The organism is Parabacteroides sp. AF21-43 (assembly GCF_003635435.1).
GTDB classification, from domain to species: Bacteria; Bacteroidota; Bacteroidia; order Bacteroidales; family Tannerellaceae; genus Parabacteroides; species Parabacteroides distasonis.
The window spans coordinates 15,531-36,490 of record NZ_QTMG01000037.1 but is presented as its reverse complement, the minus strand read 5'-3'; the positions used below and the strand labels follow the sequence as shown (position 1 = coordinate 36,490).

Below are 20,960 nucleotides of genomic sequence, written 5' to 3'. Positions count from 1 at the left end.
GTCGAAACCCAATAGAATAGGGAACGTAATCCATTGAGTTATGTTTCCTATTCCATTGAGTTTTATCACCTATCCTATTGACTTACGAGATATCCCCCAAAGAGCTCACTGCCCTATTCTATTTTGATCGTTTCAACCGCTTGTCGCTTCGTCCCATCCATGGATACCGCACGATAACGAACCGTGGAGAAATCAATGGAACGTAAATCTATATTCCGAATAACGCTATTGTACATCGTACGGTAATAAATCACATGGTTTCGCATATCCGTAACCGAAGTCCATTGAGTAGCGCTCGGTATATCGCAAGGTACTTGCCCTAATGGGAATTCGATCCCTACGGGAATATCAAAATTATTCAATATCTGGAAACACTGGAAGACCGTTTCCAATGCGGTTTCTTGTTGTGGGGCCGAAGCTTGGTAAAAAGCCGCACGAACGAAACGTGACGGTGGAGTTACGTCGCCCGGAATCCCAAGGAAACCGCTTCCCGCACCCAATGAAGACAACTCGATATTTCCTAATTGTTGATTGGGGGCCGTACCCGGGAAAAGATTAACATAATTATTCAGGTTCGTCAGATGCCACTCGAAACTGGGAGAATTAGTCAGAACTCCTAACGTATTCTCATAGAAGTGTAGCTCACCCTTAATAATCTCAAGAACCAGTTGACGCCCCGACGGCTCGGCAAACCGCCAATGAACGGTAGACGCACGGGGATCTATATTGATAACATGCACTTTCTTAACAGCCTCTTTCACCTCCTCTACATTTGAACATTCCCCCAACAGCCAAGACACTAATTGCAGATCAGAGATACTTTTATCCCGAACTGCGGCATTATATTTCTCATATTCACCGTACTTTGGAAAATAAAACAATCCAGCCGATAACCCAACCTCATTAAGTCCTTCGGCGATAAATTCCTTTTGCTCCACTGCCAAGCCCACATATCCATAACGTGCCGTGAAAGTCATTCCATCAACCCCATCCGGGGTATACGATCGTTCGGTGTATCCTATTGGAACCACGACATACTGGCTGTTCAAATTACTTCCACCCCATTCTATCGTACGTGCTACAATAGTCGTACTGTCCTTGCTTTTTAAGGTAATACCGGTGCAAGCCTCTGCAGCGGAAGGATTAATAAGCAAGCCGGCAATCGCAAATAAAATAAAGAAATATCTCATAAACATCATTTTTGATAAAAACAAGCGACAGGAGAAGGTTGTTTTCAAGATTTCAAGACTTTTTTGTATGTTTGCGGTCATTTTATCAAAAAGTATAATATGAATAATAATCTAAAAGGTTTCGCTTATGGAATAGCGACTTCTGTTACATTCGGTTTAATCCCTTTGTTTACATTGCCTCTTATGGAGAAGGGTATGCGGTTTGATTCAATATTGTTCTATCGTTTCTTATTCGCGGCCATCGCCTTATCGGGTATGCTTCTAGCGAAAAAGGAATCTTTTAGAACAGAGATGCGGAACCTACCGATATTGATTTTATTAGGCGCTTTCTATACAGGTTCGGCTATGTTCCTGTTTTGGGGATATAATTTTATGGCGGCAGGAATCGCGACAACTCTACATTTTACATATCCAATATTTGTAACCCTTTTCATGCTTTTTGTATTTAAAGAAAAAACATCATGGATTACGCTCTTGGCGATTGGGCTCGCTATTTGTGGAGTAGCCCGTCTATCCATTGATGGAGGAGAGATGCGATTAAACGGGCTAGGCGTAATCATCGTATTACTTTCCGCCGTCGCTTATGCCCTCTATATCGTCACCGTCAATAAATCGAGGGTACATGATATGCCGGGACGAAAACTTACGTTCTATGTATTTATCGTCAGTACCTCTTTATTTTTCATAAAAGCACAGGCAGGAACAGGAATCCAACCCATTCCAGACCTGCCCTCTTTTATTAACCTCGTCTTATTAGCCTTCTTGCCAACCGTAGTATCTAACATTACATTGGTACAAGCCGTACACCATATCGGTTCCACCCTAACTTCCGTACTGGGAGCAACAGAACCCGTGACAGCCGTCTGCGTAGGTGTTTTAGTCTTTGGAGAGCCTTTCACCCCTCACCTCGCTTTAGGAATCTTACTGATTATCGTAGCGGTTACATTGATTATCCTGTCCAAATACATACAGAAAAATCTCCATGAGGCCAAGCGATTGTTCAAAGCACGGCACATCTTAAGAACCAAATAACAATACAACTGAAAGCAACACGGCATAGATAAATACATTCCGTGCCGTATGCCCTAAAGTTCTATTAAGCTCACGGCCTTGATACTGTTTCATCTCCAGCCATGTGGCGGCAAACAGCACGCTAAAAGCCGCGAATAAACAAACAAGCCAAGGTGAGGCATCCATCAATAAAGGCAGCGTGATCAAAAAAGCCAATATACCGTTCAGCAAATAAGTTACCAACCCGAACGTACGCCCGAATAGCACAATCGTAGTCCGTTTACGAGCCGCCTTATCTTGCTCATAATCCCGGTAATTATTCACGATCAAAATATTAGCGGACAACAGCCCCAATGACAACGAAAGCAAGAATGACAATAAGGAAAACGATAATGCTTGTACATAATACGTAAAACAAACCGGAATAATCCCATAAAACAATACGACACACACATCCCCCAGCCCGTTATAAGCCAAAGGAAATGGCCCTGCTGAATAAGCCAAGACACAAATCGCAATAGCAATTCCTACACCGATGAGCTCCCAGCCGGCAAAGAACAACAAGAAACAGCCACATAGACAAGAAAGCCCCAACGTGATAAAAGTCCCCCATAGCATTGCCTTAGGAGTTATCCAACCGGAAGCCACCGCTCGCTCCGGGCCTAACCGGTCCTCCTTATCCGCCCCCTTCTTAAAATCAAAATAATCATTGGCAAAATTACTGGCTATCTGGGCAAGTAAAGCCACCAAAACACAAAGGATCGCCGGAGCCAATTTAAATACTCCATCCCTGTAAGCCAGCGCACACCCAACTAATACCGGACTAAATGATGCCGGCAACGTTTTCGGACGTGCCGCCTCTAACCAAGCTTGAATTCTCGATCTGTTATTCTCCATTCTATTGTTTTATTCTTAAAATAACTACAAAAATAAAAAACAAATAACATATACTGTTGTTATTATCTAAAGAAATACTTGTATATTTGCGCCATGAAGAATTTTCTATTCATATTAGGTCTGTTGATTAGCTTCATGCTGTTTGCTCCCGAAGAAGGAACAAAGAGTATGGATGAGGTTATGTCTGCGACTAAAGAGGCCGTTATGAAAGAAAAAAACACGGCAGATGCCCAACGTCGTTTCGAAGTATTAAGTAACGAGCTGAAAAGCAGCAACTGCTTAACTCCCCGCAGGATTTCACAAACGACAAACAACACTATCGAAATACGGATATGGAAAAATATGGAGAAATCCCTTCAAGACATGCGTTTGAGAGGAGTAAATCAACTTCATAGAGTATCTCAACATATATCCACTTATCAGATCATAAATTTATCCACACTTCTGTGTCGTATGGGAGAGCATGTCTTTGCCCTACGAAAACTCATTATTTAGTTTTTAATTGTTTCATATTTGTATCTTTCGGTAAGTCATTGATATGTCTTATCGGCAGGAATATTGCATTTATTAAATCAATATTTCCGGGGAGTTATTGCCCATTTACATTATTATAAACAATTAAAAACTACAATTATGACAACTAATAAATCAGGTAAAATACGTATATATCTTTATGTTCTTCTAACAATCGCAGGTTGTGTATTCGCATGCAGTTCTATCATCCCTAACGACTATATTAAATTAGTAGTAGTTATGGGCACTCTATGTGTTGGTCTATATGGCATAATGAAAGGACTGAGTAGTACCGGGACGTCATCGGAAGAGGAAGTCTTGGAAAAAGAATAATAAAATACAACAATTATCGAATCCTAAAAAAATAAGAAGATCATGAGAATAAATAAAGATTTGGCTGATGCAATCATGATGGTTTCATTTATCGTATTGGTATTAGTCGGAACTACAACATTTGACAATGAGGTTACTAAAAACGTAACCATGGGATCCCTCGGTGTGATTACGGTAGCGATGTTAGTTCTTCGCGTCATAGGATCACGCCAAAAGGAAGAGGAAGAAGCCTTTTAGTAGTTAGTCCATTGGTTTCCTGTTGTTGTCCCGGGGTGACCCGGGATTATCTGAGATACGTTTTTCTATCTACATTATAATAACTTGCTGTTTGACTTGGGTATAGCGTTTTTACGCTTGACAACAGGAAACCGGACTTATATACCTTACACTTTTCGACTGAACTTTTTCTCTTTGACAAGACTAACTGCGGCAGCGGCGAAAAACAAGAAAACACCTCCCGTTAACAAAGCGAACACGGCATGCCCATGATAAACATTACGTACAATCCATCCATGAATGATTCCATTCGTGATCTGAGGTATCGTTATAAAGAAATTAAATATACCCATATAAGTACCCATCTTATCAGCGGGAAGACTATCGGAAAGAATAGCATAAGGCATCGCCAATATACTTGCCCACGCTATACCGATGCCAATCATGGAAAAGACCATCATTCCTGTGCTATTCAACAAATAGAGAGAAACCAGCCCTGCCCCTCCTAGGCATAAACAGAGGGCATGAGTCATTTTCCGACCTAAATGACGGGCAATCGGGATCAATAATAAAGCGAATAACATCGCCACAAAATTATAGATACTGAATAACTCACCTACCTTATCGCCAGCCATCGCATATTCGGCGGAAGCAGGATCTGTTGCCCCATATACATGTTCAGCGATAGCAGGCGTAGAATAAACCCACATGGAATACAAGGCAAACCAAGCGAAAAACTGGCATAAACCTAACTGTAACATTATTTTAGGCATATGAAAAATATCATGCATGATCTCCATAAAACCATTGCTATCCCGCCTTTTTTCAATGACCTCACCACCGGAAAGCCGAAACTCAGCCATCTCTTCCGGGGAATATTCCTTTGTCTTAAAAATTGTCCATAATACGCTCGCTAATAAAATCGCCGCACCGGCATAAAAGGCGAATTTAACATTATCGGCAACCTCACCAGCAACCGCCGTATTAGATAAACCAAACACCTTATTCATAATACTCGGCAACAAGGAACCAACGACAGCACCGATGCCGATCAAGAAAGTCTGGATCGAGAAGCCAGTCGTATGCTGCTCATCGGGTAGCATATCCCCTACCAAGGCACGGAAAGGCTCCATCGTTACATTGATGGAAGCATCCATGATCATCAACATACCCGCACCAATCAATACGGGAGATAAAATAGCCGTCTCTGTACCGGGTGACAAGAACAATCCCGCATTCGGCATCAATATCAAGGCAATCGTCGTAAAGATAGCTCCTACCAGAAAAAACGGACGCCGACGTCCTAAACGGCACCAAGTTTGGTCGGAATAATGACCAATGATAGGTTGTATGATCATACCTGTCAGCGGAGCCGCTAACCAAAATAAGGATAGTTGCTCTACATCCGCTCCATAGGTTTGAAGTATTCTACTTGAATTTGCGTTCTGAAGGGCGAAACCGAATTGAATGCCCAAGAAACCGAAAGTTAGATTCCAAATTTGCCAAAAACTCAAAAATGGTTTTGTTTTCATGAGAATTATGTTTTTTAAGGTATTTATTTGTTTGGTGACAAACATACGGAATTATTCCGAAACAGGACGTCGTCCCTATTCAAATTCATGCAAAGAAGTAAAGCAAACGTTTTCGGAAGCCACTTTTTTAACGGGTAGACTGTCTCACCACCAGATTTGTCTTGATAATCTTGCTCACGATACGATCCCCGTCACGCACGCCATTCAAACGTTCTATCAGCAAACGCATAGCGATAGCTCCCAACTCATAACCATGTTGATCCACGGAGGTCAGCAGGGGATCGCTAACTTCCGCTAAGCTATTATTCGTAAACCCACAAATCGAAACCTCATCGGGTATCCTCAACCCCTTGGCCTTGACAACATTCAGCACCCCTATAGCAGTCTCATCATTTACGGCGAAGAACGCATCCGGACGATTGGGTAACGACAATAATTCCGGGGTCAACCGAAGCGCCTCGGTATAATTATCACAAATCTTGATTAACTCTTTATCTACCGGTAATCCATTTTTACGCAAAGCATCCTCATATCCCATCCTACGATTATTAGAGATCGCTAAATGAGAAGGAGATCCGAAAAAGGCGATTCGCCGGCAACCGCTACGAATCAAGTATTCAACAGCGGAGCAAACCCCGGCATAATCATCAACGACCACCCGGTCTGTCAAGATCCCCGTGCATATACGATCGAAAAACACCATGGGTATATCGCTATCGATTAGTTCTTGAAAATGATTGTAGATCGTCGTCGTTTTAGCGACAGAAGCCAAGACACCGCAAACACGTGCTTCCAATAAAGCTTGCGCACCTTTTACTTCTTTCTCATAATTCTCATTACTTTGACAAATAATAACACGATACCCTCCCTTTTCCGCCTCATCTTCTATACCGGATAAAACAGAAGAAAAGAAATAATGTACGATCTGCGGTAAAATAACACCGATTGTTTTCGTATTATTTGTCCGTAAACTCAAGGCTAAGGCATTGGGCTTATATTTATGTTCACGAGCGTAAGCATTCACTATATTCTTGGTTTCTTGGCTGATATCCGGATGATCAGCCAAGGACCGAGAGACTGTTGACGGGGAAATATGCAAGGCTTTCGCTATATCCTTTATCGTGATTTGACGCTTTTTCATGGTTCTCTTTTTTATAAAATCAAAGATATGTATTTAGGTCATATAATGCAAACGTTTGCGAGAACGTTTGCGTAAATTTATAGGGGTATCGACAAACATTTTAACAACATGAGAGGTTTGATAAACATACATTTGCATTCATATACTATGGCTAAAATTCAATAAATATAATAGAGTATTAATCTTAAACTGTCTAATGCATGAAACAAAAAATGTATTCTTGCGACGCAAGAGTAATCTTATCTATCTTGATAGGATTGTTTCTCTCCTGCAATGTTTTCGCACAAGACGTCACGATCAAAGGCAACGTGAAAGATGCGAAAGGTGAACCCATCATCGGGGCTAGTATCCTTGAAAAAGGAACTACGAATGGAACTGTTACCGATTTCGACGGTAACTTTATGCTCTCGGCGCCTAAAGGAAGTACGATCGGTATTTCTTACATAGGCTACAAATCACAAGACATTATCAACCAAGGACAAAGTAATTTAATTGTCGTATTACAAGAAGATACGGAAGTATTGGACGAGATTGTCGTAATCGGTTATGGTACGGTGAAGAAAGATGACGCTACCGGTTCCGTGACGGCCATTAAGCCAGATAAGATGAACCGGGGTTTGACCACCACCGCAACCGATATGATCAACGGTAAAATCGCCGGTGTAAATATCACGACTGACGGTGGAGCTCCGGGTTCGGGAGCCAGTATCCGCATCCGTGGTGGTTCTTCCTTATCGGCCAGCAACAACCCGCTGATCGTTATCGATGGACTTCCGATCGACAATGACGGTATCAAAGGGGTATCCAACCCGTTGAGTACGATTAACCCGAACGATATCGCAACATTCACCGTATTAAAAGACGCATCCGCCACAGCGATCTATGGTTCGCGTGCCTCTAACGGTGTGATTCTTATCACCACTAAGAAAGGTGAGAAAGGCTCCCGCCCACGGTTTACGTACGATGGAAACGTTTCTATCAGCACGAAGACCAAATCAATCGATGTTATGGGAGCTGACGAATATCGTAATTTCGTAACGGATCGTTTTGGGGCGGAATCAAGCGCCGTTAAGTTATTAGGAAAAGAAAATACGGATTGGCAGAAAGAGATCTTCCGTACAGCAGTGGGAACCGATCATAATATCACGGTATCCGGAGGCTTGAATAATATGCCTTATCGTGTATCCGTCGGATATACAAACCAAAATGGTATATTGAAAACCTCTAAGTTCGAACGTTATACTGGATCTGTAAACCTAGCTCCCAGTTTCTTCGAAGATCATTTAAATATTAACTTCAACGCCAAGGGAATGATCTCAAATAATCGTTTCGCCGATACGGGAGCTATCGGAGCGGCAATCGCATTCGACCCGACTCAACCAGTCATGAACGGCAACAGTAAATACGGAGGTTATTTCGCTTGGGAAAATGCCGGTGAATTTATCTCAATCGCTACAAAAAACCCGGTAGCGATGCTTCAACAGAAAAAAGAAGAGGCTAATTCTAAAAACTTAGTCGGTAATATCCAAGTTGATTATAAATTCCATTTCCTTCCCGAATTACGTGCGAACTTGAATTTAGGTATGGATATGGCTACCGGTACGCAAGACATTTACTATCCGAAAGAATCTCCATTAGGTTACGTGGATAACGGCAAAACAGGTTATGAGACAATCGACAAATACAATCACCTATTGGATTTTTATTTGCAATACGCTAAGGATTTCAATGAAAAGCATCATTTTGATATCATGGCTGGTTACTCTTGGCAACATTTCCATCGTTCCACAGAGAACGCATACAATAACTTGAACGGAGATAACCCGACTTCTTATATTTTCAAGACAGAAAGTTATTTGATCTCTTTCTTCGGACGTGTCAATTATTCATTCATGAATCGCTATCTTATCACCGCTACCTTACGTAACGATGGCACTTCCCGCTTCTCTAAAGACAACCGTTGGGGATTGTTCCCTTCCGTGGCTTTAGGATGGAAGATCAAGGAAGAGGGCTTTATGAAAGACGTGGACGCTGTATCGGATTTAAAACTACGCTTGGGTTATGGTATTACTGGTCAACAGGATATCTCGCAAGGAGACTACCCGTATATGGCGACTTATTTCGCAGGACAAGACGGAGCCTACTATCAATTTGGCGACCAATTTGTTCCTATCGCCCGTCCCGACGGTTACAACCCGAACTTGAAATGGGAGGAGACTACTACTTGGAACGCCGGATTCGACTTCGGATTCTTAGATAACCGTATCACTTCATCCTTGGATTATTATTACAGGGAAACTAAGGACTTGATCAATGTGATCGACGTACCTGCCGGAACAAACTTCAAGAACCGTATCGTCAGCAATATCGGTTCTTTGAGAAATCAAGGTGTTGAGTTCTCCATCAACGCTAAAGCGATCTCAACCCCTGATTGGAAATGGGATCTAGGCTTTAATGTCGCTTGGAACAACAACGAGATTACCAAGCTAACCGCACAGGATGACGCCTCATCCATCGTATTGACAGGAACCGTAGAAGGTGGTACCGGGACCATGATACAGGCACAAGGCGTGAATCACCCGGCGAACTCATTCTATGTATACGAGCAGGTATATGATCAACAGGGAAATCCGATCGAAGGATTATACGTGGACCGCAACGGAGATGGCGTGATCAATGACGAGGACCGTTATTTCTGCCATAAACCGGCGGCCGATGTAACGATGGGCTTTACTTCTAAATTGGTATGGAAAGCATGGGATTTCAGTTTCTCACTTCGTTCCAACCTCGGGAACTATGTATATAATAATGTAGCCTCATCCAATGCGGCATTAAGTGAAGGTAGTATTAACAATAAAGGCTATCTATCCAACCGTCCGCTATCCGCTTTCGATACGAATTTCCAGAACATGAACGTATTGTCCGATTATTATGTACAAAACGCATCCTTCTTACGCTGCGATAATATCACGTTGGGTTACTCTTTCAACAAATTATTCGGCGTATTGGGCGGACGCATCTACGGAACCGTACAGAATCCTTTTGTTATCACGAAATATAAAGGATTGGATCCGGAGGTAGCGAACGCAGCTGATAAGACCTTCGGTATCGATAAGAACGTATATCCTCGCCCATTGGTAGGTATACTCGGTGTAAGTCTTAACTTCTAATTTTAAATCAGGATATCTATATGAATACGAAATTCTTTAAATATATAATACCGGCTTTATCGCTGGTTTTCAGCGTAAACTTCACCTCTTGCCTAGGTGATCTCGATGTTACGCCTATCGATCCGAACCTAAACGTAGAGTTCGATCAGAACGCCAATTTCGCCAAGATCTATGCGGGATTAGCCATCACAGGAAATAAAGGTCCCGACGGACAAGGAGATATCGCCGACACGGATGAGGGAGCGTCGGGTTTGATGCGTATGCTATTCAACCTAAATGAGCTTCCTACGGACGAGGCGATTTGCGCTTGGTCTGGCGACGTGGATGTATATCCCTTGAACTTCGCTAAGTTTACCGCCTCGAACGGTGTGGTATTGAATATGTTCAACCGTCTGTACATCCAAATCGCTCAGTGTAATAACTTCTTAATACAGACAGAGGGCAAGGATGACGAGGAAAGTCTTACACAGCGTGCTGAAGTTCGTTTTATCCGTGCCTTGGATTATTATTATTTGATTGATTTATATGGCAATGTCCCGTTCGTTGATGAGAACACGGGTATCGGTACCTATGTCCCCGAACGGATTACCCGGGCGAATCTCTATACCTATATAGAGAAAGAGTTGAAAGAAATCGAGCCACAAATGAAGGCCCCCCGTGCAAATGTATATGGACGAGCCGATCAAGCCGCCGTATGGATGCTACTTTCCCGCTTATATCTGAACGCAGAAGTATATACAGGTACCCCTCAATGGTCTGCCGCCGCTGAATACGCAAAGAAAGTCATGGACGCCGGTTTCTCTCTGGCTCCTAATTATGGAGATAATTTCCTTGCAGATAACAACACCTCTCCCGAGATGATCCTGCCGATTTGTTATGATGGCGTACAGACTCGCTCTTGGTCCGGATTGTTCTTTATCGCCAGCTTTATCAGTGGTGACATGAACGCACTAGATGATTTCGGGACTAAAGAAGCATGGGGTGGTAACCGTGCCCGCATGGCATTGGTGAAAAAGTTCGCTTCTGATGGAGACTTATCGAAAACAGCTGATACACGTGCCTCTTTCTGGACTACAGACCGTACATTCGAGATCAATAAGCCGACCGAGTTTACAGAAGGTTATTCTGTAACTAAATTCAAGAATATCACGAAATCCGGACAAATCGGTCACGATCCGAATCAGCAGTTCCCGGATATGGATTTCCCATTGTTCCGTTTAGCCGAGGCTAATCTGACCTTCGCCGAAGCCACATTACGGGCAGGAGGCGATAAACAAGCCGCTTTAAGCGCTATTAACCAGCTACGGAAAAGAGCGAAAGCCACGGAAATTACGGCAACCGATCTTACTTTGGATTTTGTGCTTGATGAGAAGGCCCGTGAGTTCTATTTTGAGGCGCAACGCCGTACGGATTTGATCCGCTACAATAAGTTCACCTCCAATTATACTTGGGATTGGAAAGGCGAGACAGCGGGAGGTACTTCAATCTCCAGTCACTTCTCATTGTTACCGATTCCTTCGACCCAACTCGTGGCAAACAGTAACTTGAAACAAAATCCGGGTTATTAATCGTAAAACCTATTAATAAGTAACAATTATGAATAAAGTCAATATATTATCCATCGTGTTTGCGGGCATCTGTGCTTTTTCTGCCTGCACGGACGATAAAGATCCGGTTATCAATGACCTAAAGGACTCAGAAGGTAATAATATATCTTTTACCCTCAATGCTCCGAATAACAGTTCATATACTTTAATGCCGGAAAATGCCAGTAGTATCATCGATATTTTTACCTGTGAACAACCGGATTACGGTTTCGCGGCAGGTGTAACGTATACCGTACAAGTCTGTGAAGGAGGAACTGAATTCGAGAAATTCGAGTCGCTGCCGACTACCGGTTCCGGCGAAAAAGTCTTGATCAAGACATTCGAGCTGAATGATGCCATGAACAATCTGGGAATGGTTAATCCCACCGTAGCTTATAATGTGGACTTCCGTCTTAAAGCATTTATTAACGACAGTGTTCCCGAACTTTATTCGAACACGGTAAACATGGCGATCACTCCATATAGTGGCGCCCGTACCCAAGTTTATTTCGTGGGTGACATATTCGACAACGGATGGAACAATAACGACCCATCGATGCGTATATTCGCCGACGACGATGTTAATAATATGTTATTCACTTACACGGGTTTCGTAAAAGCCGGTAGCGCATTCAAGATCATTCAAACCCCGGGTGATTGGGGCATTCAATGGGGTTACGACAGCGACGGAGCATTAAGCAATGACGGCGGTAGCGGTAATATCGAAGGCTTCACGCAGGATGGCTATTATACGATCACGTTAGACTTGGCTGGTAACAAATACAGCATCGAACCTTATACCGGAGCGACAACCGAATACAAACAAATCTCCCTGATTGGAGACTTCAATGATTGGGGTGGTGATCTAGATTTACAACAGGCTAGTTACGACAAGCACATCTGGATCGGCGAGAAAATAGAGATTCCGTCCGATGGCGGTTTGAAATTACGTGCGGATCATGACTGGGCCGTAAGCTTCGGTGGCAGCAATAGTTTGTGGAACGATAAACAAGGACAATTCGCCAAATTTGACGGAGGTGATAATGTAAAGGTTTCCGCCGGTACCTATTTTATCAAGTTTAATGACTTAACGAAACATATCATTCTACTAGCCGAATAAGGCATTACTTAAATTACCATCCTTTACTTGATTTAAAAGTCAAGTAAAGGTGGTAATAGATAAAAGTAACGCTTGTGTTTATGAATTATGTCTCAAAAGATATGTTTTAGAACATGATTTTGTTAAATCACGTTAAGCAAATGAGATTTCCAAACTATTCGTTATGCTACATAACATAAAACCTCTATATTTGCACTGTGTTTTTCATGGTATTAGATTTAAGGTTAACAATGAAGATTGGCTGTCCGTGATGGATAGCCTTTTTTTGTTTCCTTCTAATAGTACATATTGGATTTGATGCCATTGCTGACATACAACAAACCATTCTTTCTTGTGATATAAATATTGTTTTCTCTAGCCAACCAGCCAATAGCCAAGGCTAGGTCCTCAATACTTAAAGACAATTTACGGCTTAACTCTTGCGTAGATATTTCATTTACCTCGTTTAGCGCATGCCACACTTTTCCTGCGTTTAGTCCAATTCTTCCTTTTTCCATAATCAAAATACTTTTCTAGTAAACGAACTATATTCTTTTTGTTTCCTCTTTCCTACGATTAGTAGTCATTTGTAAAGTTCGCCCTTAAATTTTAGGGAATCAATATCCATTCTTTCGTTTCTATGTTCTATTTTTATTATCTTGAATAATAAGTATTTATTAATTCCTATATTTGAGACGAATTACCGATTAGATATGGAAAAGGAAATGCTCACATTCGATATCACGAACGATTTTATCGTCGGAGATCGTATCACAAAAGAGACGCTAAACAAATACAGCAAGCTGCCTCATAAGATAAAGGCAGGTTTGTTTCTCCTTTGTGTAGAAGGTTCCGTGCAGGCTTCTATCAATCTAGCGAAGTATACGATTAACAAATATGATTTCGTGACCTTAGTGCCCAGCAATTTTATCCAGTTCCATGAAATATCGGACGACGCTCGTTTCTATTTCGCCGGATTCTCTTCGGAGTTTATGACAAACATCAATTTTATTAAATCAACCATGAGCTTTCTTCCCGTTATCACGGAACATCCGATCATGCCGCTGGAAGAATCTGTAGCTCAATTATATATTGACGGATACCGTTTATTGATACGTGCGCAATCCTTATCCCCGTCTTATTCTATGGTAAATAAAAACCTAGTCATCGCTTATCTCACGATATTCATGCAAGGAACGGCTGAGTTATATAAAAATCATAGCCATTGGACAAATGGAATCCGTACGCGCACCAATGAGATTTACCGTAAGTTTATCCAACTTGTCGTAGAGCATTATACCACCGAGCACAGCGTTTCTTTTTACGCCGCTCAATTAAATTTGTCGTTACCTCATTTCTGCACGACTATTAAGAAAGCGATCGGACTTACTCCCTTGGAAATCATTTCCTCCATTATCACGATGGATGCCAAGGCACAATTAAGATCGACAGACTTAACCGTAAAAGAGATCGCTTTCTCTTTAGGCTTTAACAACCTGTCTTTTTTCAACAAATATTTCAGGCAGCATACGGGAATGACACCTCAAGAATATAGAAGAATGAAAATTCCCTCAAGCACGTAGCCATCACTTCTTTTGTAAAACCATACGATCGATATCGGGCATCCATGAGTTTCCATTCGATAAGCGTATGCGATTCATCCCGGGTTTCAAACGGATCTCTATTTGCTCGCTAGCGACCTCATGCGCAGGATGAGCCTCTACATTTTTTACGACAACTCCATTAACTTGACAAATTAATTCTCGATTCTCCGCACACTGATAATCCACGGACATCAAGTATAAACCTCCCTCACGACTGTATACATTATGCCATTCCAGATAATTGCTATCACGATTACCTAATCCCGTAACCTTCGCACCTCCAGAGCAATTCCCGTCATCCTCATAAATCGCCGTTCCAAACGCTTTGTGATTTTTTATTTCTTGATAGTCTTGCAGCCAAGCACATTCCGCCTCATAAACCGTCCGTTCTCCCCTTTCCAGTCCATCCAGACGGAAAATACGTGTCCCATGCGCAGGTATGGTTACGGAAAAATCCCGATCCTTGTACTTTCCAAGATCTCTCCTTTCAAATAAGTCCCGTACACTCACGTCGCCCCGCAAATAGAAATCGGCAAAATCCAGATGAATAGTCCGTTCCTCATCCGTAGAGTTATAGACGGCGACAGCGCATGTATTCCCATTCACTTCTTCCAGATCCTTTGTCAAGATATACACTCCATCCATTTGCTTAACGACATAAGCTTGCAAGCCTAGTACGTCTTGATTTAACGCTATCAGTTCCTCGTTTTTCAGTAGCCGCAAAGATTTCTCAGAGATGGTAGTCAGATCACAGCCGATCAATAAAGGGGAACTCATGATACACCACATTCCAAAATGAGTTTTATCTTCTTCCTCACTCATTCCACGGCCGATCTCAAGCATATCCATATCATTATATTTTCCTTCGCTCGCATAAGCGGACAAATATAGATTCTGCCGGATAATATTCTTCACGGACTCCCAGCTAGGATTTATATCTTGCGAGATACGCCATGAGAAGGCAACGTCATGCACCCACGTACCGGGAAAATCCCAACGACATACATTCATACGCACATCTTTACGGCTGGTAGCTAGTATCGCATTATGGATCGCCGTGAATCGCTCTTGCTCATCCAGACCTAATTGATCGAAATTCTGTTTGGCATCGCCGCCACAAAAGTCGATCTTAATAAAATCGAATCCTATTTCCTTAAAGAAGTAGTCTGCGTCCTGACGATCGTGCCCATAAAAGCCGACATTGATCCCTAAAGAATCCTTATCCCAAAAGGAGCCGCAAGTATTCCGGCCCGCATCGGAATAAATACCCGCCTTAAACCCTAACGCATGGATATGATCTACCGTCTGCTTCAAGCCATTCGGAAAACGGACCGGATGAGTGATTAACTCCCCGCTCGCATCCCGTCCCCCAAAATACCCGTCATCAATATTGATATATTTATATCCAACCTCTTTCAAGCCATTCCGCGACATCGCATCAGCTTGTTTCATTATCAGTTTGTCGCTGATATTCACTCGATAGGTATTCCATGAGCTCCATCCCATCGTGGGAGGATCATACGCAAAAACAGAAGATGCCAAGAGAAGCAAGGCGATTGATATATAGTTTCGCATGGTATAAAATTTTCATGTATAACGTTCTTAATCAAACAAAAATAAGAAAAGTGCATCAGACCGCCAAATCGGGATAAACGAAAAAAGGGAAGTATGCCTTTTTGACGTGACATACTTCCCTCATTTATATAAACTCTGTATTTGGATTACCAGATAACCACCCGATCAGCCGGAGCCATAAACATCGGATCGCCCTCTTTAATGTCAAAAGCGGCATAGAACGGGGCGATATTACGCAAGGCAGCGTTCACACGCCATTTTCCCAATGAATGCGGGTCGATCTTGGTACGACGACGGATCTCCTCGGGACGGATATTTTGTCCCCACAACGTCGCATACCCCAAGAAGAAACGTTGCTCATTCGTGAAGCCATCGATCGGGGCCGGAGTCTCTTTGCCCTTCAAGCTATTCAAATAAGCTTGGTGAGCGACCAACAAACCTCCGTGGTCGGCGATATTCTCACCCAACGTAAAACGTCCGTTGGCATGAAGCGTATCTATTACGATAATCTGGTCATATTGATCAACCAATTTATCAGCACGCTCCTTGAAACGAACAGCATCCTCGGCAGTCCACCAATCGATCAAATTACCATCCTTATCGTAGTTACGTCCCTGATCATCGAATCCATGCGTCATCTCATGGCCGATTACCACACCGATAGCGCCATAGTTCACCGCATCGTCGGCATCCGGATTAAAGAATGGAGGCTGAAGGATCGCGGCCGGGAAACAGATCTCATTCGTAGTCGGATTGTAATAAGCGTTCACGGTCTGCGGATTCATATGCCAACGAGACTTATCGACCGGCTTATCCACGTCCGCCAATTGATAGGCCATATCGAAGATGTTAGAACGGCGAACATTCGCCCAATAAGAATCGTCCTTGATCTCCAAATCACTATAATCACGCCATTTGTCCGGATAACCAATTTTCACCGTAAAGGCAGCCAATTTCTCTTGCGCTTTCGCCTTAGTCGTATCGCTCATCCATTCCAAGCCGTTGATCCGCTCGCTCAAAGCAGTCTGCAAATTCCCCACCAGCGTCAACATCTTTTCCTTGGAAGAAGCCGGGAAGTATTTCTCTACATACATCTCGCCGACAGCCTCGCCCAACGCACCGTTTACCGTATTCAACGAACGCTTCCAACGAGGTTGTTGTTCCTGCTTTCCGGACATTACCTTTCCATAGAACTCAAAATCAGCGTCTACAAAATCATCACTTAGGTATGGAGCCGCCGCGCTCAATAAATTAAACGCCAAATAATATTTTTGCTCATCGACCGTCGTATTCCGCAAAGCCTTATTCATATCCTTATAGAAGTTGATTTGCTTCGCGTCCAACTCTTTCAGCCCGGCTAATCCCATGGATTCAAAATATACATCCCAATCCAACGGGGATTCTATTTGCTTGAAATCCTCGTAAGGCAATTTATTATAGTTTTTCTGGGAGTCACGCAAATCCTCACGGCCATAAGAGATCTCGGCGATAGCCTTCTCTATTTTCATCACGGCATCCACCGCCGCATCCGCTTGCTCCGGACTTGAGCCGGCCAATGTAAATAATTTATTTATATAAGCCCTGTAAGCATCACGCATCTTGGCGGAGCCTTCATCTTCCAATAAATAATAATCCCGATCGCCCATTCCGATACCAGCCTGATACAGCTGGACGATATTCATGGCACTATTCTTCTCGTCAGCGCCCACGAACAAAGCGAAGAACGGAGCCATGCCTTCCTTATGAAGCGTAGCCACCATCTTAGAGACATCCGATTTCGTTGCCAGCGCATTGATAGCGGCCAGTTCCTCTTTGATAGGAGCCACTCCATCGGCATTCAACTTCGTGCTATCCAATCCCATCGCATACAAAGCGCCGATCTTCCCGGCGACACTGCCCGCCTCATGGGGCGTAGCGCTAAGTTCCTCGATCAATACCCGGAGCTGCTCTTGGTTATTCTCTAGTAATTGGTCGAAAGTTCCGAAACGAGCGTATTCCGGTTTCAAAGGATTATTCTTTATCCATCCACCACAAGCGTATTCATAAAAATCCGTGCCTGCGGCAACCGTGGTATCCATATTCGCAGGATTAATAGCAGCGATCTTCACTACCTCTTTCTGAGGAGTGTTACAACTCGCTAAAGCGACTATCCCAGCCGCTAAAAACGGAAACATTTTTCTCTTTCTCATTTTGTTTAGTCTTTTGCCTTAAAACCTTACAAAGATACGATAAATACACAAAAGAAAAACATGTACGTGTTTCTTTTAAAACATGTACGACTTTTTCCGAAAACACGTACGTGTTTTTCGAACGATAAAAGGATTCATGTATTCAAGAATAAGTGTATCTTTGCCAACAAATCATTTATATCATGAAGAAACTAATAATCAGCGTTTGGGCATTTATCGCCCTTCCCTTATTCGCTCAGCGAGACGCGAATATCCGTATTTATCCGGAGCAAGGTAACCAACAGATCAGTAAACATATTTACGGGCAATTCGCCGAACATCTAGGGAGTTGTATCTACGGTGGCTTATGGGTGGGGCCGGAGTCCGACATCCCTAATACCCAAGGATACCGTACGGATGTCTTAAACGCGTTGAAGAAACTACAGATCCCGAACTTACGTTGGCCGGGCGGTTGCTTCGCCGACGAATATCATTGGATGGATGGAATCGGCCCCAAGGAAAATCGCCCGAAAATGGTGAATAATAACTGGGGAGGGACGATTGAGGATAATAGTTTCGGAACCCATGAGTTCTTGAATCTATGTGAGTTATTAGGTTGTGAGCCTTACATCAGCGGAAACGTGGGAAGCGGTACGGTTGAGGAAATGGCTAAATGGGTGGAATACATGACCTCGGAAGGAGACAGCCCAATGGCCAACCTACGCCGGAAAAATGGCCGGGATAAGGCATGGAAAGTCAAGTTTTTCGGCGTTGGGAACGAGAGTTGGGGATGCGGGGGCAGTATGCGACCGGAATATTATTCCGACCTTTACCGTCGTTACTCTACGTATTGCCGTAACTATGATAGCAATGTCTTGTTCAAGATCGCCAGCGGTGCCAGCGATTATGATTACAACTGGACCGAGACGCTGATGAAACAAATCGGCGGACGCATGGATGGTATCTCTTTACATTATTATACAGTAGGAGATTGGAACAATAAAGGCTCCGCTACCGATTTCAACACGGAGGATTATTACTGGACCTTAGGAAAATGCCTTGAGATAGAGGATGTCGTTAAAAAGCATATCGCTATCATGGATAAATACGACCCGAAGAAAAATATAGCCCTCATGGTAGACGAATGGGGCACTTGGTGGGATGTGGAACCCGGTACGATCCCCGGCCATCTGTTCCAGCAAAACACGATGCGCGACGCTTTCGTGGCCGCTCTTACCCTACATGTCTTCCACAAATATACGGATCGGGTAAAAATGGCCAATATCGCACAGATTGTCAATGTATTGCAATCCATGATCCTCACGAAAGGCAAGGACATGGTGCTTACGCCCACTTACCATGTGTTCGAGATGTACAAGGTTCATCAAGACGCTACCTTTTTGCCGATGGATCTAATCTGCGACAAGGAGAAAGTAAGAGACAACCGGGAAGTGCCGGTCGTAAGCGCCTCCGCATCCCGGGACTCGCAGGGTAAAATCCATATCTCGTTGGCAAACGTAGATCCCCGGCAAAGCGAGAACATCCATATCGACCTGCAAAACGTAACGATAAAGAGCGTGAACGGGCGTATCCTGACAGCGTCCTCCATAAACGACTATAACACATTCGATTCGCCGGAGAAGGTCAAGCCGGAAGTTTTCAAGGGAGCCAAGGTGGAAAAGGGAAAGTTAAGCGTCAGCCTTCCTCCCATGTCGATCGTCGTATTAGAAGTTTTATAAAAAGACGGACAATAACATGGCAATGTTTCTATAATTATTAACTTTGCCCGAAGAATTAAAAAACACATTAAAGAAACGCATTATGAAACCTACATTATTTGTATTGGCAGCCGGAATGGGTAGTCGTTATGGAGGATTAAAACAATTGGACGGCCTAGGTCCCAATGGCGAGACCATCATGGACTATTCTATTTTCGATGCTATTCGTGGCGGGTTCGGTAAACTTGTATTCGTTATCCGCAAATCTTTCGAGAAAGACTTCCGTGAGAAAATCATCTCCAAATATGAGAACCATATCCCGGTTGAAGTCGTATTCCAAGACTTGAACGATCTTCCGGAGGGCTTCACTTGCCCGGAGGGACGTGAGAAACCGTGGGGAACCAACCATGCCGTATTGATGGGCAAGAAGGTTATCAATGAGCCTTTCGCCGTAATCAACGCCGATGATTTCTACGGACGTGACAGCTTCGCCGTATTAGGCAAGCAATTGTCTGAGATGAATGGCAAGAAGAATGATTATTGCATGGTAGGCTACCGTGTAGGTAATACGTTGAGCGAGAGCGGTTCCGTGGCACGTGGTGTTTGCGCCACGAACGAGGAAGGTTATCTGACAGGCGTCGTGGAGCGTACCGCTATCGAACGTATCGACGGAGATATCCAGTTTGTAGACGAGAACGGAAAGAAGGTCGTATTGGAAGAAAATACGCCGGTATCCATGAATATGTGGGGCTTCACTCCCGATTATTTCGAGTATTCCGAGGAATTCTTCAAAGAGTTCTTGAAAGCGAACATGGGTAATTTAAAGAGTGAATATTTCATCCCGTTGATGGTAAATAAATTGATCACGGAAGGAACAGCCCGTGTGAAAGTATTGGATACAACCTCCAAATGGTTCGGCGTAACTTACGCAGCGGATCGTCAAGGCGTTGTGGATAAGATCCAAGCCTTGGTAGACGCAGGCGAGTATCCAAGCAAATTATTCTGATTATAAGGTTCTTATGGCTGATTCCTCAGCAGGAAGTAACAGCCGTGGCCTAAGACTTTTATCGTATCACCCTTGTGAAGCGATCTTTTCACCTCTGTGAAACGATCTTTTCACGGGGGTGATACGATCTTTTCACTCCTGTGAAAAGATCAATACCTCCTAATGAAAACGATACTATATATATTTCCATTACCCAAAAGA

Annotated in this window: 16 protein-coding genes; 9 read left to right on the top strand and 7 right to left on the bottom strand. The window is 43.2% G+C overall.

Annotated features, from left to right (window positions below):
• Window positions 1-113 precede the first annotated feature (113 nt).
• A complete protein-coding gene (locus tag DWX84_RS19525; protein WP_083434147.1) occupies window positions 114-1,190 on the bottom strand; it encodes a linear amide C-N hydrolase in 1,077 nt (358 codons plus the stop codon).
• Window positions 1,191-1,289: 99 nt separating this feature from the next.
• Between DWX84_RS19525 and DWX84_RS19520 the strand changes: the two genes are divergently transcribed.
• Window positions 1,290-2,222, top strand: a complete 933-nt coding sequence (locus DWX84_RS19520; RefSeq protein WP_005855838.1) for a DMT family transporter — start codon at window positions 1,290-1,292, stop codon at window positions 2,220-2,222.
• Here DWX84_RS19520 and DWX84_RS19515 read toward each other — a convergent pair.
• Complete coding sequence (locus tag DWX84_RS19515) at window positions 2,208-3,098, bottom strand: 1,4-dihydroxy-2-naphthoate polyprenyltransferase (protein WP_008780291.1); 891 nt, start codon at window positions 3,096-3,098, stop codon at window positions 2,208-2,210. The genes DWX84_RS19520 and DWX84_RS19515 overlap by 15 nt on opposite strands.
• 93 nt (window positions 3,099-3,191) lie before the next feature.
• Between DWX84_RS19515 and DWX84_RS19510 the strand changes: the two genes are divergently transcribed.
• Both DWX84_RS19510 and DWX84_RS19500 read left to right on the top strand, forming a co-directional pair.
• Complete coding sequence (locus tag DWX84_RS19510) at window positions 3,192-3,593, top strand: hypothetical protein (RefSeq protein WP_005867997.1); 402 nt, start codon at window positions 3,192-3,194, stop codon at window positions 3,591-3,593.
• Window positions 3,594-3,986: 393 nt separating this feature from the next.
• Window positions 3,987-4,181 (top strand): hypothetical protein, encoded by a 195-nt coding sequence (locus tag DWX84_RS19500; protein ID WP_005855829.1) that lies wholly within the window; start codon window positions 3,987-3,989, stop codon window positions 4,179-4,181.
• A 146-nt stretch (window positions 4,182-4,327) separates the two neighbouring features.
• Here the strand turns inward: DWX84_RS19500 and DWX84_RS19495 are convergent, their stop codons facing one another.
• The gene (locus DWX84_RS19495) at window positions 4,328-5,692 is read right to left on the bottom strand and encodes an MFS transporter (protein WP_005867995.1); all 1,365 of its coding nucleotides are present in this window, start codon (window positions 5,690-5,692) and stop codon (window positions 4,328-4,330) included.
• Window positions 5,693-5,819: 127 nt separating this feature from the next.
• The gene (locus DWX84_RS19490; RefSeq protein ID WP_005855821.1) at window positions 5,820-6,833 is read right to left on the bottom strand and encodes a LacI family DNA-binding transcriptional regulator; all 1,014 of its coding nucleotides are present in this window, start codon (window positions 6,831-6,833) and stop codon (window positions 5,820-5,822) included.
• 200 nt (window positions 6,834-7,033) lie between these two features.
• Here DWX84_RS19490 and DWX84_RS19485 point away from each other — a divergent pair, with 200 nt between their 5' ends.
• From DWX84_RS19485 to DWX84_RS19475, 3 genes are read left to right on the top strand one after another with little or no spacing between them, the layout of a single operon-like run.
• On the top strand, window positions 7,034-10,003 hold the full coding sequence (locus DWX84_RS19485; RefSeq protein WP_048928264.1) for a TonB-dependent receptor: 2,970 nt from the start codon (window positions 7,034-7,036) through the stop codon (window positions 10,001-10,003).
• Between the two features lie 20 nt (window positions 10,004-10,023).
• Window positions 10,024-11,571, top strand: coding sequence for a RagB/SusD family nutrient uptake outer membrane protein (locus tag DWX84_RS19480; protein WP_005867993.1), 1,548 nt, complete (start codon window positions 10,024-10,026; stop codon window positions 11,569-11,571).
• Window positions 11,572-11,599: 28 nt separating this feature from the next.
• Window positions 11,600-12,709, top strand: coding sequence for a SusE domain-containing protein (locus DWX84_RS19475; RefSeq protein WP_005855818.1), 1,110 nt, complete (start codon window positions 11,600-11,602; stop codon window positions 12,707-12,709).
• Window positions 12,710-12,984: 275 nt separating this feature from the next.
• On the opposite strand, the gene DWX84_RS19470 is transcribed toward DWX84_RS19475, so the two are convergent.
• The gene (locus DWX84_RS19470; RefSeq protein WP_005855817.1) at window positions 12,985-13,206 is read right to left on the bottom strand and encodes a winged helix-turn-helix domain-containing protein; all 222 of its coding nucleotides are present in this window, start codon (window positions 13,204-13,206) and stop codon (window positions 12,985-12,987) included.
• A gap of 195 nt (window positions 13,207-13,401) precedes the next feature.
• Between DWX84_RS19470 and DWX84_RS19465 the strand changes: the two genes are divergently transcribed.
• The gene (locus tag DWX84_RS19465) at window positions 13,402-14,271 is read left to right on the top strand and encodes an AraC family transcriptional regulator (protein ID WP_008778253.1); all 870 of its coding nucleotides are present in this window, start codon (window positions 13,402-13,404) and stop codon (window positions 14,269-14,271) included.
• Between the two features lie 3 nt (window positions 14,272-14,274).
• Here the strand turns inward: DWX84_RS19465 and DWX84_RS19460 are convergent, their stop codons facing one another.
• Together DWX84_RS19460 and DWX84_RS19455 are read right to left on the bottom strand one after the other, a co-directional pair.
• Complete coding sequence (locus DWX84_RS19460; RefSeq protein WP_048928263.1) at window positions 14,275-15,867, bottom strand: alpha-galactosidase; 1,593 nt, start codon at window positions 15,865-15,867, stop codon at window positions 14,275-14,277.
• A gap of 146 nt (window positions 15,868-16,013) precedes the next feature.
• Window positions 16,014-18,056 carry a M13 family metallopeptidase gene (locus DWX84_RS19455; protein ID WP_048928262.1) on the bottom strand — a complete coding sequence of 681 codons (2,043 nt, stop codon included), beginning with the start codon at window positions 18,054-18,056 and terminating at the stop codon, window positions 16,014-16,016.
• Between the two features lie 182 nt (window positions 18,057-18,238).
• Between DWX84_RS19455 and DWX84_RS19450 the strand changes: the two genes are divergently transcribed.
• Together DWX84_RS19450 and DWX84_RS19445 are read left to right on the top strand one after the other, a co-directional pair.
• Entirely contained in the window at window positions 18,239-19,774 is a 1,536-nt protein-coding gene (locus DWX84_RS19450; protein WP_036629669.1) for an alpha-N-arabinofuranosidase, read from the top strand.
• 82 nt (window positions 19,775-19,856) lie between these two features.
• On the top strand, window positions 19,857-20,759 hold the full coding sequence (locus tag DWX84_RS19445; protein ID WP_036613659.1) for a nucleotidyltransferase: 903 nt from the start codon (window positions 19,857-19,859) through the stop codon (window positions 20,757-20,759).
• Window positions 20,760-20,960 lie beyond the last annotated feature (201 nt).

Bases quoted from the DNA above. Each gene is read 5' to 3' on its own strand.
- DWX84_RS19450 (WP_036629669.1), top strand. From the start codon at position 18,239: ATGAAGAAACTAATAATCAGCGTTTGGGCATTTATCGCCCTTCCCTTA.
- DWX84_RS19455 (WP_048928262.1), bottom strand. From the start codon at position 18,056: ATGAGAAAGAGAAAAATGTTTCCGTTTTTAGCGGCTGGGATAGTCGCT.
- DWX84_RS19485 (WP_048928264.1), top strand. From the start codon at position 7,034: ATGAAACAAAAAATGTATTCTTGCGACGCAAGAGTAATCTTATCTATC.
- DWX84_RS19495 (WP_005867995.1), bottom strand. From the start codon at position 5,692: ATGAAAACAAAACCATTTTTGAGTTTTTGGCAAATTTGGAATCTAACT.
- DWX84_RS19490 (WP_005855821.1), bottom strand. From the start codon at position 6,833: ATGAAAAAGCGTCAAATCACGATAAAGGATATAGCGAAAGCCTTGCAT.
- DWX84_RS19465 (WP_008778253.1), top strand. From the start codon at position 13,402: ATGGAAAAGGAAATGCTCACATTCGATATCACGAACGATTTTATCGTC.
- DWX84_RS19500 (WP_005855829.1), top strand. From the start codon at position 3,987: ATGAGAATAAATAAAGATTTGGCTGATGCAATCATGATGGTTTCATTT.
- DWX84_RS19520 (WP_005855838.1), top strand. From the start codon at position 1,290: ATGAATAATAATCTAAAAGGTTTCGCTTATGGAATAGCGACTTCTGTT.
- DWX84_RS19460 (WP_048928263.1), bottom strand. From the start codon at position 15,867: ATGCGAAACTATATATCAATCGCCTTGCTTCTCTTGGCATCTTCTGTT.
- DWX84_RS19480 (WP_005867993.1), top strand. From the start codon at position 10,024: ATGAATACGAAATTCTTTAAATATATAATACCGGCTTTATCGCTGGTT.
- DWX84_RS19470 (WP_005855817.1), bottom strand. From the start codon at position 13,206: ATGGAAAAAGGAAGAATTGGACTAAACGCAGGAAAAGTGTGGCATGCG.
- DWX84_RS19515 (WP_008780291.1), bottom strand. From the start codon at position 3,098: ATGGAGAATAACAGATCGAGAATTCAAGCTTGGTTAGAGGCGGCACGT.
- DWX84_RS19445 (WP_036613659.1), top strand. From the start codon at position 19,857: ATGAAACCTACATTATTTGTATTGGCAGCCGGAATGGGTAGTCGTTAT.
- DWX84_RS19510 (WP_005867997.1), top strand. From the start codon at position 3,192: ATGAAGAATTTTCTATTCATATTAGGTCTGTTGATTAGCTTCATGCTG.
- DWX84_RS19525 (WP_083434147.1), bottom strand. From the start codon at position 1,190: ATGAGATATTTCTTTATTTTATTTGCGATTGCCGGCTTGCTTATTAAT.
- DWX84_RS19475 (WP_005855818.1), top strand. From the start codon at position 11,600: ATGAATAAAGTCAATATATTATCCATCGTGTTTGCGGGCATCTGTGCT.